The organism is Flavobacterium sp. 9 (assembly GCF_002754195.1).
GTDB lineage: Bacteria > Bacteroidota > Bacteroidia > Flavobacteriales > Flavobacteriaceae > Flavobacterium.
Window position 1 is genome coordinate 1,194,620 of sequence record NZ_PEEU01000001.1, and the last position, 12,540, is coordinate 1,207,159.

10 protein-coding genes are annotated in these 12,540 nt (G+C 32.7%); 5 read left to right on the forward strand and 5 right to left on the reverse strand.

The window, feature by feature from the left end:
- Positions 1 to 11: 11 nt before the first annotated feature.
- From CLU81_RS04185 to CLU81_RS04195, 3 genes are all read right to left on the reverse strand, one after another.
- Positions 12 to 743 carry an outer membrane beta-barrel protein gene (locus tag CLU81_RS04185; RefSeq protein ID WP_099712664.1) on the reverse strand — a complete coding sequence of 244 codons (732 nt, stop codon included), beginning with the start codon at positions 741 to 743 and terminating at the stop codon, positions 12 to 14.
- A 14-nt stretch (positions 744 to 757) separates the two neighbouring features.
- A complete protein-coding gene (locus tag CLU81_RS04190; RefSeq protein ID WP_099708677.1) occupies positions 758 to 1,459 on the reverse strand; it encodes an outer membrane beta-barrel protein in 702 nt (233 codons plus the stop codon).
- A 278-nt stretch (positions 1,460 to 1,737) separates the two neighbouring features.
- Complete coding sequence (locus tag CLU81_RS04195; RefSeq protein ID WP_099708678.1) at positions 1,738 to 2,841, reverse strand: fatty acid desaturase; 1,104 nt, start codon at positions 2,839 to 2,841, stop codon at positions 1,738 to 1,740.
- Between the two features lie 578 nt (positions 2,842 to 3,419).
- Between CLU81_RS04195 and CLU81_RS04200 the strand changes: the two genes are divergently transcribed.
- Positions 3,420 to 5,198 (forward strand): glycoside hydrolase family 9 protein, encoded by a 1,779-nt coding sequence (locus tag CLU81_RS04200; RefSeq protein WP_099712665.1) that lies wholly within the window; start codon positions 3,420 to 3,422, stop codon positions 5,196 to 5,198.
- Between the two features lie 13 nt (positions 5,199 to 5,211).
- A complete protein-coding gene (locus CLU81_RS04205; protein ID WP_099708679.1) occupies positions 5,212 to 5,988 on the forward strand; it encodes a ThuA domain-containing protein in 777 nt (258 codons plus the stop codon).
- A 234-nt stretch (positions 5,989 to 6,222) separates the two neighbouring features.
- Here the strand turns inward: CLU81_RS04205 and CLU81_RS04210 are convergent, their stop codons facing one another.
- Both CLU81_RS04210 and CLU81_RS04215 read right to left on the reverse strand, forming a co-directional pair.
- Positions 6,223 to 7,044, reverse strand: coding sequence for a phospholipase A (locus tag CLU81_RS04210; RefSeq protein ID WP_099708680.1), 822 nt, complete (start codon positions 7,042 to 7,044; stop codon positions 6,223 to 6,225).
- A gap of 98 nt (positions 7,045 to 7,142) precedes the next feature.
- Positions 7,143 to 8,165, reverse strand: coding sequence for a hypothetical protein (locus CLU81_RS04215; RefSeq protein WP_099708681.1), 1,023 nt, complete (start codon positions 8,163 to 8,165; stop codon positions 7,143 to 7,145).
- Positions 8,166 to 8,365: 200 nt separating this feature from the next.
- Here CLU81_RS04215 and CLU81_RS04220 point away from each other — a divergent pair, with 200 nt between their 5' ends.
- The 3 genes from CLU81_RS04220 to CLU81_RS04230 are packed head-to-tail and all read left to right on the forward strand — an operon-like array spanning position 8,366 to position 12,365.
- Positions 8,366 to 8,881 (forward strand): RNA polymerase sigma factor, encoded by a 516-nt coding sequence (locus tag CLU81_RS04220; RefSeq protein WP_099708682.1) that lies wholly within the window; start codon positions 8,366 to 8,368, stop codon positions 8,879 to 8,881.
- Positions 8,882 to 8,930: 49 nt separating this feature from the next.
- Positions 8,931 to 9,830 (forward strand): FecR family protein, encoded by a 900-nt coding sequence (locus CLU81_RS04225; protein WP_099712666.1) that lies wholly within the window; start codon positions 8,931 to 8,933, stop codon positions 9,828 to 9,830.
- A 27-nt stretch (positions 9,831 to 9,857) separates the two neighbouring features.
- The gene (locus CLU81_RS04230) at positions 9,858 to 12,365 is read left to right on the forward strand and encodes a TonB-dependent receptor (RefSeq protein WP_233209652.1); all 2,508 of its coding nucleotides are present in this window, start codon (positions 9,858 to 9,860) and stop codon (positions 12,363 to 12,365) included.
- Positions 12,366 to 12,540 lie beyond the last annotated feature (175 nt).

Below are 12,540 nucleotides of genomic sequence, written 5' to 3' on the forward strand. Positions count from 1 at the left end.
ATGGGAAACGATTAGAAATTGGCTAAATCATCAAAGTCAAATGAGTAACCTATAATCAATGAAATACTATTTATCTTATTATTGTTTTCGCTATAGCGATGACCATTTTCTTCGGTGGCTAAAGCATCTGTAAACCCTAAAGTATATCGCGCTCCAATAGAAAGATTCGAACTAAATTCATATCCGGCAGATAACATTCCGTAGAAATAATTTTTACCGGTCAAAGATTCTTTTAGCACTTTCTGAACATTGGCATCCGGCTCAAAATAAGCTCCTGAACCGCCAAAAACTTCCTGAGCATTTGAGCTATATTTTATATTATCACTTGCAATATTGAATCCCACATATGGACCTGCACCAATATAAAACCCTTCGACAGGATAATATTTAAATTGTGCCCCAACATTGATATAACTGTAGCCAAATGTCATTTTATATTTCAGTCCTTTGATATCTTCATAATTCAAATCTGTACTTTGTCCGGAATATGAAAGTTCTGTTTGAATACTAACTTTTGCATAAGGATATTTCCAATTGATCATAAGACCTGCTGTGCCTCCAAACTTTCCATCTTCTGTAAAAGTATAGCCCTCGTAAATTCCTTTTGGAACAATTACATCTGGAAGATTAGACATTTTAGAATAGATTCCGCCTGCAAAAAGACCGTAAGTAATCTCTCTGTCACCTTGTGCAAATAGCGATTTTGTACTTACTAATAGTAGAAGTATAATAAATTTTTTCATGTTTTTTATTGAAATTACCATTGATGAAAACTGTAGCCTAACGAGAAGCAAATCACACTGCTTTTGTTTTGATTTTCGATAAACTGAAAGGAAGAAGAATTACTTTTAACAACATCTTTTACACCCAGATAGTAGCGTAAATCAAAATGAATACTTTGATGTAATTCATATCCTAATGCAAAACACAACGAGAAATCATCCGTTCCGTCCAAACCATCTTTATAGAATTGTCTGGTCGCAACATCATACATTCCGTCTGCTTCATTGGATTTATAAGTAACGTTATTTGCCGATAAACTGATTCCGTAAAAAGCACCAAATCCTAAATTCAGACCTTCATATGGATACACTTTATACAAAGCTCCAATTTGCAAATAAGAGTAATGTAAGCCTAACTCAAATTCTTTGCCTGTAGCATCATGATAACTAACTGTTTCGCCCGCTTGTCTGAATAAAATCTCGGGCTGAATAGCAACTCTTGTATCATGAAGTTTGCAGTTCATAAAAAAACCGCCTTCTAATCCATACGCACCTTTGCTTTCCATAACACTATTATCAAAAGTATTATCGCGTCCTTTAATACTTTCCGGCAAATTACTGATTTTAGAAAACAGCCCGCCAAGCTTTAAACCATAGGTAATATTAGTCTCATTTTGCCCATAAAGAGCACCACTAAAAAAGCAACTAAATATTAATAAGTGTAATATTACTTTCATTCACAAAAATTTTTGCGAATATATGTATTAATCTTTAATTAACATGGTTTTAGAAATCGACGAAATGCAATATAAATCGACGAATTACATATAATTCAACGTTTAAAAAGAAAAATAGCATAATTAACAAAATAGTGATTCAGATATCGTTAAGCTGATTTATTTTTTAGAATTGTTTAATGTTTATAAGAATTCCTTTAAAAAATCGAATAAGAGTAAACTGCATAAAAAAACCGTTCTCTATGGAACGGTTTTTATCTTGTGTTTTATAGTGATTTTTAAATCTCGCCTGTCATCATAATGTTTTCTTTTACTCCTTTATTTTTTAGCATTCTGAAATGCGAACGTACAGCATGATAAAATGGATAAGAAGTATACGGAAGATTATATTCCTGCGCATAACGCCTGATAATTGGTGTGATATAAGGATAATAAGTATGTCCAACTCCGGGAAAAAGATGATGCGCAACATGATGTGTAAAACCGCCGTATAAAAAATTAGCCAATTTACTTTCTGTACTAAAATCCTTAGTAACAATCATTTGATGCATTGCCCATGTTGCCGAAAGATTTCCGTAATCGTCCGTTACCGGAAAATGAGCATCTTCATCAACATGAGTCGACACGAGCGCGACAACTCCAAGTGTACTTCCGCATAAATGCATCGCAAACCAACCTCCTAAAACTATATACCACGGTTGATGAAGCAACATCATTGGAATAAAAAGCAAATAAAAAAGATTAATCACTTTTGCTGCAATCATTTTATAGATTTCACTTCTCGGAATCTTATCGACAACTTTTTTTACGTAGTTATCTTTCTTCCCAAAAAAGTCTTTAAAATCACGGATATAAATCCAGTTTAAACTATAAAACGGATAAATCATCCACATATAAATATGCTGGTATTTATGATAATCAAACAACGGACTATTGGGGAAAATTCTAATAATATCGCTTTGCTTTATGTCGATATCCCAATCAGGAACGTTTGGATAAGCATGATGAAGGTTAATATGCCGGCGTGTCCAAAGCCAGTGGTTGCCACCAAAGAGTTCGAGAACATACATAAACCATTCGTTATGTTTTGATTTCCTGAACAATGCTCCATGCGCCGCATCGTGAAAGGCATTTATAAAAAGTAAGATCATTGTGATACCGCACAAAATATAAAAGAGAAATAATAAAGGCGTATGGTCTCCAAACAACAAAATACAGGAATAAAATAAAAAGAAAAAAAATACAAGTGCCAGAGACTTAATAATATTGAATTGGTACAAGGATGAATTTTGTAAAATAGTTTCGTTCACTTCTGTGCGCATCTTTTTAAAAAAATCATCAGTACCGGCTTTTAAATAAACCGGGCGTTTTAATTTTTCCATAACAGGTATTGCTAGAAATTGTCATACCAAAATTAATAAAAAAAAGTTAAAACACACAAAAACAAACCATTACACTTAAACTAGAAAAAGAAATTATACCAACAAAAAATCCAAATCTCATCGCTAAGATTTGGCTTTTGACATTGTTTAAAAACAAACAATATATTTTAAAACATAATTTTATAAAGCTTTAAACCAATCCTGAAATCTTCCAAATTGTTCTGCAAAAAAGGATTCGTTTTCTTCTTTCTCTTCTTTTGTATTGGCTAAAACGTGTTCATAATAAACCTACCGATATGATGTACTTAACGGCACATTTCAATCTTTGGCTATTACGTTGATGTTTTCCTATCAATATTTTGCATCTAAAGGCACATCAAATACACATCATTACTTTTTTAATTTATATCCTAAAAAGCCAATTCTACTTGGTATTAATAGATGTATTTCCCGTTAATGCTCTCTGAATTTTACACTTACCAAAAGAAACCGAAAAATAAAAGGAACATAAAATTTTACTTTTTTGTAATTTGCTTCTCAGAAAAAATCTAAATCATTCTTATCGAAAAAATTATACTATGCTAAAATTCTGTAGACAATCGGCATTCCTAGTAATGTTTCTGTTTCTTTCTTTTGCGGTTTATAGCAAACCCGTTATTTATGTAAATCAGATTGGTTTTGATACCAAAGGTTCGAAAATTGCTGTTATTGGCGCTGATCATAATCTTGATGCAAAAGCGACTTTCAGCATTATTGATATCGCTTCCGGTAAAACTGTATTTACTTCATCGGTTGGAAAAGCACAAAATGTTACTGAATGGAATCTTGGTCAAAATTACTATCGTGCCGATTTTTCTTCCTTCCAAAAAACAGGAAATTACAAAGTATCTGTAAATATTAACGGAACAATATACGATTCTCCCAATTTTGCAATTGAAGAAAATATATTAGCAAAACGTACTATTTCGTCAATTGTGCATTATTATAATAAACAAAGAGCTAATACGCCCGACGAACTCAATGCCGATAAAAACATGTTGCTTTATGGCAGTACAAAAAGGGTCGATGTTCACGGCGGATGGTGCGATGCATCTGGCGATGTGAGTAAATATTTTTCGCATTTGGCTTATGCCAATTTTGTATCGCCACAACAAACTCCGCTTGTAACGTGGTCGCTAATTAATACTTCAGAAACTCTTTCGAAGCAACTCAAAGATTGGAAAATCAAAGATTCATTAGATAATGAAGCACTTTGGGGCGCTGATTATTTAATGCGTTGTCTATCTGACGAAGATTATTTCTACATGATTGTTTTTAGTTATTTCGATAAAGATCCCGCGGCAAGAAGAATCGTTGGATTGAAAGCAAATAGTGTTACTACAAATGAATATCAATGTGCTTTTAGAGAAGGTGGCGGAATGGCAATTGCAGCTCTTGCCCGAATTTCACAATGGAATAAAAATGGTGATTTTACTTCTAAACAATATCTTGACGGCGCAAAACGAGCCTACGCACATCTATTACTAAATAACACAAAATATGATGATGACGGAAAAGAAAACATCATCGATGATTATTGCGCTTTAATGGCGGCAACAGAATTATGGATTGCAACTAATGATACTTTTTATGCAGACGAAGCCAGAAAATGGGCGCATAATCTAGAAAACCGAATGACAGATAAAGGATGGTTTAGAAGTAATGACGGAAATCGTCCGTTTTGGCATGCCGCAGATGCGGGTTTACCAATAGTTGCATTAACCCGATATTTGAAAAAAGAAACGAATTCTGCTGAAAAAACACTGGCTGAAAATGTGATAAAAAAAGCATTAGATTATAATATTGCGGTTACCAATAATGTAGAAAATCCTTTTGGTTATGCCAGACAAAGTTTTTTATATAAAGATCAAGTCCAGGATGGCTTTTTTATTCCGCATGATAATGAAACCGGTTGGTGGTGGCAAGGCGAAAACGCGAGATTAGCTTCTCTTGCAACAGCAGCTATCGAAGGTGGAAAAATCGCTTATTCTCAAAAAAATAATCCTACCAAAAAAACACTTAATTCTTATGCAGAACAACAAGTTTCGTGGATATTAGGCTGTAATCCTTATTCTGTATGTTTTATGTATGAATTTGGACAAAAAAATGTGCCTTATATGCATTCTAATTATGGTCATGGTTCTGAGAAAGGCGGAATCTCAAACGGAATTACCGGCAAAGAAGGAAATGGCGACGGATCCGGAATCGACTTTAATATGGATGTTGAAGGAAATGACGAATGGCGCTGGACAGAACAATGGATTCCGCATTCGGCTTGGTTTTTACAGGCAATTACGGCTATGGTAGAAAATAAATAATCAATTGAGATTCATGAAAAACTTTCGAATAATAATCCTTTTAGCGATAATAAGTTGCTTTTTTCAACCGGAATGTTTGGCTCAGAAAACCAAAAAATCAAGATTCAGAGCTTTGGTTTTATATGAAAATGGCGGGCATCATTTACCTTTTTCAAAAGCCGCTAAACCCTGGCTAAACAAACTGGCAATCGACAGCAGTTTTACAATTGATTATATCGAAAACACAAAAACCATTAATGACGCGTTTTTAAAAAAATATCAGGTTTTTATACAATTAGATTATCCGCCATATACCTGGAGCGAAGAATCTATGAAGGCTTTTGAAAAATATATGAATAATGGCAAAGGCGGATGGATTGGCTTACATCACGCTACTTTATTGGGCGAATTTGATGGTTATCCAATGTGGCAATGGTTTTCTGATTTTATGGGCGGAATTCGGTTTGTAGATTATATTCCAACTTTTGCAAAAGCTCAGGTAAATCTCGAAGACAAATCACATCCTGTAATGAAAGGCGTTCCTTCGAGCTTTTTTATAGAAAAAGAAGAATGGTATATTTATGATAAAAGTCCTCGAGAAAATGTGCACGTTTTAGCTTCTGTAGATGAATCTACTTACGATCCCATTTCAAAAATAAAAATGGGCGATCATCCCGTAATTTGGACAAATGATCATTTTAAATCTCGTAATGTTTACATTTTTATGGGACATTCTCCTGATTTATTCGAAAATGAAGCTTACACTACTCTTCTTAAAAATTCTATTTTTTGGGCTGCTAATAGAAAATGAGTTTTTATAAATTGATAAAAAGGACGCAAAGCTTAAACACAATCTTGTCATTGCGAGGAACGAAGCAACCTCACTAACAAAAATCACTACTTAAATTCTGCAAATGAGATTGCTTCGTTCCTCGCAAAGACCAATCTTTGTCGAGTTTCTAGTGTGATTTCTCCTCCGTCGAAATGACAAAAACTTTGCTACTTTGCGCGAAAAAAATTCAGCCATAATTGTCTAAAAAAAAACTTAAAATATTCCCATACTTTCGGGTTTGATTGTAAACCCTAAACGTATCATACTTTTGTGTTCCTGATAATCAATCAAACTTTCGGTATAACCCACAAACCATTGTAGCGTCAGATAATAATTCTCTTTTTTGTACGGTCTCCAATTTACTTGAGTTTGCAAAGAACCGTAATTAATAAGACCGCTTCCTTTTCTGAAAAGAATATCTGCGCTCCATCTTCCGGGTTGTATTTGATACGTTGCACTTGCTTCTCCATAACCTACATATTTGGTTAATCCGGGATTATCTTCTTTATCAACAAGCGGAATCCATCCTCTCAATCCAACAACCCAACGTGGAGAAATCTGTGATTTTAAGGAGAACGCAAGCATATTCCAGGTTCTGGAATAAATAGAATCTCTTCCGTTTGATTCGTGCTCGAGCGAAATTGTTCCGTAAGTTAGTCTTCCGCCTTTTAAATAAAACGGACGAACGATGGCTACGCCGGGATTAAAATTAATTTCAGAAAATGGTTTTGAGCTTGCATAAATATCCCAAAAGGCTTTTTGAGTATACATTAGATAAGGGAAAAAACCGCCCCATAATGGCTTCGATTTTAATCGTAATTTAAAACTTACCTGATATTTTACATCGGCAGTATTTCTTGTAATGGGTTCATTTATTGGAACTCCTGTTAAGAAATAATTGTCTTTGTGAACCGAGAAACTTGGTTCTTTTAACAGCGAATCGGCTGCGCGAAAATTTTTCTTATCTTCTAAAAGTTGTGAATGTGATTGGATCGAAAATAAAACAAAAAAGACCAATAGATATTTGAAATGCATTTATAAAAGTTTAATTAAAATAACTTTTATAAAAATCTATTATTCTAGGGAATCCTATTGACGCAATAAAAACAAGGGTTAACTCAAAAAATCTGAATTTATTCTTTTTCGAAATAAAGATATTTCGTGCTATTACTTACATCGCGCAATCTTATTTGGGAATTATTAAACTCAAACAATTTCCAGCTGTTATTGTTTAATTTACTAAGCAAATCTGAACTAAAAGTTAGCTTTAAATCTCGAACTCCATATTGCAAAGAAGTTTCCCATTGACCCGTTTCTGAAGTTCCGCCTTTGGTAGCAACCACAGATTTATCACTTTTAAACACAAATGAATATCCGGCGTAAGAAGAAGTTTTCTCAGAATCAGCAAAGAAATAAGGTATTGACCACGAACCGTTTGTAATTGTTGCAGCAAAATCAAGTGCTACAGTATTATTTTCCGGACAATAATCAATCGCGTATTTAATAGCATTTTCGAAATCTAAATTGCTCGTAAGCGATTTTGTCTGATTGTTGTAATCTACTATCGAAATTGGATATTTTAGCGAAATATACTGACTGCTACTTAAATTTTGTATGAAGCTAAAAAACGCTTCATCACTCACAATCGATACAGAACTTCCTACTTGATTGGCGCTATTATAGATATTAATTGTAATAGGATAATTGATATTTAGACCATTTATTTTGGATAAAAGATCAGGAAGATGATTCCAATAATCAATTAAAGAATTAAAATCAGCTTCGTTTGGAATCAGTTTTTGAATATAATTATAGTAAACCATTGTTACAGGAAAACTTATTTTTACAATATCATCATCATAATTATTTGCATTGATATTGTCTATTACTTTTTGATAATCTGCGGTAGTATTTATGGCAATTGTTTCGTTGTTAACCGTAACAGTATAAGGTAGTTTTATGGTACAATAACTAGATCTGTCGATTACATTATCCTGCACCGTTTTTACCATTGCAACCCTTTGCAAATAGGTCGTAAGCGGCGAAACATTAGTAACTGTTCCCTGCGGATTATAGCGCTGTTCTTCCATATCGCTTTGGCAAGACAATAAGAACAAGAAAGCTACTATTGATAAATATTTTTTTAAAGGGAACATAATTATGTTTTTACAAAGATAATAAAATTAAGAGAAATTGTTTTTTTAATAAATTCGGCATCAAGGATTTCGATCGCTGCATCTGTACTAAATTGTCAAAAGCCAATACCATTTTATTCTACTATAAAACAATCATCTTTACTTTTACCCTACTTAAACTAAAAACAAATACTTTTGTTGGGTACAAATTGAAAATCCAAATGCCAAATAAACCCGAATCAAACACTTGCGATGAAATAGTCTTTTCGTCTTTTTTCAAAAGTCACGTAAAAGCACTTCGAAATTTTCTTTTATACAAATTTGGCAACAGCGATCAGGCAGAAGATGTTGCTCAGGAAGCATTTGTAAAACTATGGCAAAACTGCGCTTCTGTACCAATCGAAAAAGCAAAATCATACATTTATACAATTGCCAATAATAGCAGTCTAAACGAAATTGCGCATCAGAAAGTTGTTTTGAGATATGAAAAAAACTTCACCGGTTTAGACAAAACAAATGAAAATCCCGAATACCTTTTAGAAGAAAAACAATTTCAATCCAAACTATTAAAAGCTATTGAAAACCTCAATGAAAAACAACGTATCGCTTTTTTGATGCATCGAATTGACGGAAAGAAATACAGCGAAATTGCTTTGGAGTTAGAAATCAGCGTAAAAGCAGTAGAAAAGCGCATTCATCTGGCTTTGTTAAGTCTGCGTAAAGAAATTGATTTATAAAAGTAGGGTAAAATTAGTTCCAATTGTTTTAATATATAATACTAGTACAATGAAAGAAAATCGATTATTAGCAAAATGGCTCAACAATGATTTGTCGGAAGACGAATTGGCCGAATTTAAAGCAAGTCCCGATTTTGAAAAATACCAAAAAATAAAGAATTATACAGAACATTTGGCAGTAGATGATTTTGACGAAAATGCCATGTTATCGAACATTCTTAAACAGAAAAAAGTGACTCCAAAAGTGGTTCCTTTATATAAAAAATGGATGTTTCGAGCGGCTGCAATATTTGTTTTGGCACTTGGAATTACGTTTGCAATGAAAGTGTATGTGCCTCATACAGAAAAAGCAGATTTTGGAGAAAAAACGACTTTTTCATTACCTGATAATTCTGAAGTAGTGCTGAATTCAGGTTCTGAAATAAATTATAAAAAATGGAATTGGGATAATAACAGAAGACTTGAATTAAAAGGAGAAGCTTATTTCAGAGTTTCAAAAGGGAGACGATTTGAAGTACAAACCAATCTTGGAAAAGTATCGGTTTTAGGAACTCAGTTTAACGTAAAAGCCCGAAAAAACAGGTTTGATGTGGTATGTTATGAAGGATGCGTAAAAGTAAATTATGGAAACACCGAAATTTTATTAACGCACGGACAAGGCGTGAGTTTTGAAAACGGAAAACAAATAAAAATGACCATAACTTCATTGAAACCAGAATGGACAGAAAATCAAATATCTTTCTATAAAGAAAATATAAGAACCTTGCTGGATGAAGTTGAAAGGCAATATAACATTAAAATCGAATTGAAAACTAAAGACACAATCTCCTTATTTACAGGAAAATTACCAGCCAAAAACCTGGATATTGCTTTGCATATTATTGGTACAACTTATCATTTAGAGGCTAAAAAAGTCTCAGAAAATAAAATAATTTTTGACGAAAAATAAATGTTGGTCCCCAAACAATTTCATTTTTTGTTTTTTACATTTTTCCTTGTCCTGAATCTTTTTGCTCAGGACAAAGGAAAACTTGTGCCTTTTAAAAAAATCATAATTGACATTGAACAACAACATCAGGTAACATTTAATTATACCGAAGACTTAATTGCTAATCTTCAAATAAACCCTCCTAAAAAATCACTTTCGCTAGATCAAAAACTGCAATATCTGGCAAAAAACACCAATTTATCTTTCGAAAATATTGGAAACAAATTCATCAATATTTATAAAAAAGACATTGAATCTAAATTAATTTGTGGCTACGTTTTTTCAAGTACAGATAAAAAACCTATTGAAAACGCTAATATTAGTTTGGCTAATAAAAATCAGGTTTCTACCAATTCCAGCGGTTATTTTGAATTTGAAGAACAGGATAAAAACAGCTTTTTAGTTAGTCACGTTGGGTTTGTTACCAAAAGATTTATTGGAGATAATCCAGATCCTAAAAATTGTTTCCAAATAGTATTAGAACCTGAAATCACACAACTTGAAGAAATTAAGGCGAATGCAATTTTAGCTTCGGGAATTTCAAAGAATAATAATGGATCATTTGAAATTAAACCGAAGAAATTTGGTATTCTTCCCGGACTTATCGAACCTGACGCTTTGCAAACTATGCAGCAAATTCCGGGCGTAAACAGTTTAGACGAAAGCGTATCAAGTATTAATGTTCGCGGCGGAACTCACGATCAGAATTTATTTTTATGGAACGGAATCCGAATGTTTCAAACGGGACATTTTTTTGGTTTAATATCTGTTTTCAATCCAAATTTGGCGCATACTATTTCTATTTATAAAAACGGAAGTTCGGCCTTTTATGGCGAAAGCGTTTCTAGTGTTGTCGCTATTTCTTCGACTCCGGAAACTACAGAAAAGAATTCTTTTAGCGCCGGAATAAATATGATTAATGCGGATGTTTACGGGAAATATAATCTTTCCAAAAAGAGTTATATAGAAATTTCAGCACGTAAATCTATTACTGATTTTGTAGAAACACCTACGTATAAAGAATATTTCAATAAAGTATTTCAAAACACTACAATTACTGATTTTTCGGAAAAACAAAATGTTGATTATCGAAGTGACAAGAAATTTGGTTTCTATGATGCGACGCTTAAATATGCTCAAAAAATTGGAAATAAAGATCAGCTAATCTTAGATTTGATTACGATTAAAGATAATCTGGAGGTTTTTCAAAGTGCGACAGTTTATGACATGAACAAATCTGAAAACAATGTTTTACGTCAACAAAATTATGGCGGAAATTTGTCGTGGAAAAGAAACTGGAACAACTTTAATACGACTAAAATTAATGTTTATAATTCTTCGTATGAACTTTTGGCTAACCAAAAAACTACGATTGGAGATCAAATCGTAATTCAGGAAAATACGGTAAATAATAACGGAATTAATCTGGAAAACAATCATATTATTAATTCTAAAATTACTTTTAATGATGGATATCAATTTAACGAATTAGGAATTACTAACTTGGAAGAAGTTACAAATCCTGATTTCTATCGTAAAGTAAAAGACGTTTTGAGAACTCACGCTTTAATCTTGGAAGGAAAATATAACGACACACTTTCAAGAACTTATTTTAAAGTTGGAACCCGAATTAATTACATCGAAAAATTTAAAAAATTCATTGTAGAACCGCGAGTTCAGTTTAGTTATGGCATTAATAAAAATCTAAATCTGGAATTACTTGGCGAAATGAAAAGTCAAAATTCGCAACAAATCATTGATTTGCAAAAGGATTATTTTGGTATTGAAAAAAGGCGTTGGATTATCTCAAACAACAACACAATTCCTATTCAAAGAAGTAAACAATTGTCTATAAACTTATTCTACAAAAAGAATGACTGGCTTCTTGATATAGAGAATTTTTATAAAAAAGTAACCGGAATTACCACTTCAAGTCAGGGTTTTCAGAATCAGTTAGAGTTTGTTAAAATGACTGGCGATTATGAAATTTGGGGCGCAGAAATGCTTGTTCAAAAAAGAATGAATCACTTTCTGACGTGGTTAAGTTATACGTACAATCATAATAATTATCATTTTTCTACTTACGAATTTCCCATTTTCCCCAACAACTTTGAGTTAATGCACAGCGTTTCATGGGCAGGAATTTATGAGAAAAATAATTTTAAAATCGCTTTGGGAACAAAATGGACTTCTGGTCGTCCAAAAACTTCTCCGGATATCGCTCAAATTGACCAGACGAATCCTGTATTAATTTACAACAAACCAAACAATACGAATTTGCATATTTTTTCGCAGGTTAATATTTCTTCGACTTATAAGTGGGAAACTACGAATGGAATTCAATACAAATTAGGAATCTCCATCTTGAATATCCTTAACAGAAAAAATGAAATCAGCGAATATTACAGAATAACTTCTTTGACAAATTCCATAGAAGAAGTTGAAACTTTTGCATTGCAAAGAACTCCAAATGTGAGCTTTAGAGTTTCTCTGTAATACTATTTCTACAAGGTTTTCACAAATTCTTACATCTTTTTTACTTTTTTTTCAGAAAATATCATTTTTTTGGTAGGGTAATCTACTACAAGCCTGTTTTATTATTGAATCCCATCAAAACAATAAAAAATGGCTCTCTTAAAAAAATTGATACTTTCTTCTTATGACAGTTCGT

Coding starts and splice junctions, on each gene's coding strand:
- CLU81_RS04190 (WP_099708677.1), bottom strand. CDS start 1,459: ATGAAAGTAATATTACACTTATTAATATTTAGTTGCTTTTTTAGTGGT.
- CLU81_RS04195 (WP_099708678.1), bottom strand. CDS start 2,841: ATGGAAAAATTAAAACGCCCGGTTTATTTAAAAGCCGGTACTGATGAT.
- CLU81_RS04200 (WP_099712665.1), top strand. CDS start 3,420: ATGCTAAAATTCTGTAGACAATCGGCATTCCTAGTAATGTTTCTGTTT.
- CLU81_RS04205 (WP_099708679.1), top strand. CDS start 5,212: ATGAAAAACTTTCGAATAATAATCCTTTTAGCGATAATAAGTTGCTTT.
- CLU81_RS04210 (WP_099708680.1), bottom strand. CDS start 7,044: ATGCATTTCAAATATCTATTGGTCTTTTTTGTTTTATTTTCGATCCAA.
- CLU81_RS04220 (WP_099708682.1), top strand. CDS start 8,366: ATGCCAAATAAACCCGAATCAAACACTTGCGATGAAATAGTCTTTTCG.
- CLU81_RS04225 (WP_099712666.1), top strand. CDS start 8,931: ATGAAAGAAAATCGATTATTAGCAAAATGGCTCAACAATGATTTGTCG.
- CLU81_RS04215 (WP_099708681.1), bottom strand. CDS start 8,165: ATGTTCCCTTTAAAAAAATATTTATCAATAGTAGCTTTCTTGTTCTTA.
- CLU81_RS04185 (WP_099712664.1), bottom strand. CDS start 743: ATGAAAAAATTTATTATACTTCTACTATTAGTAAGTACAAAATCGCTA.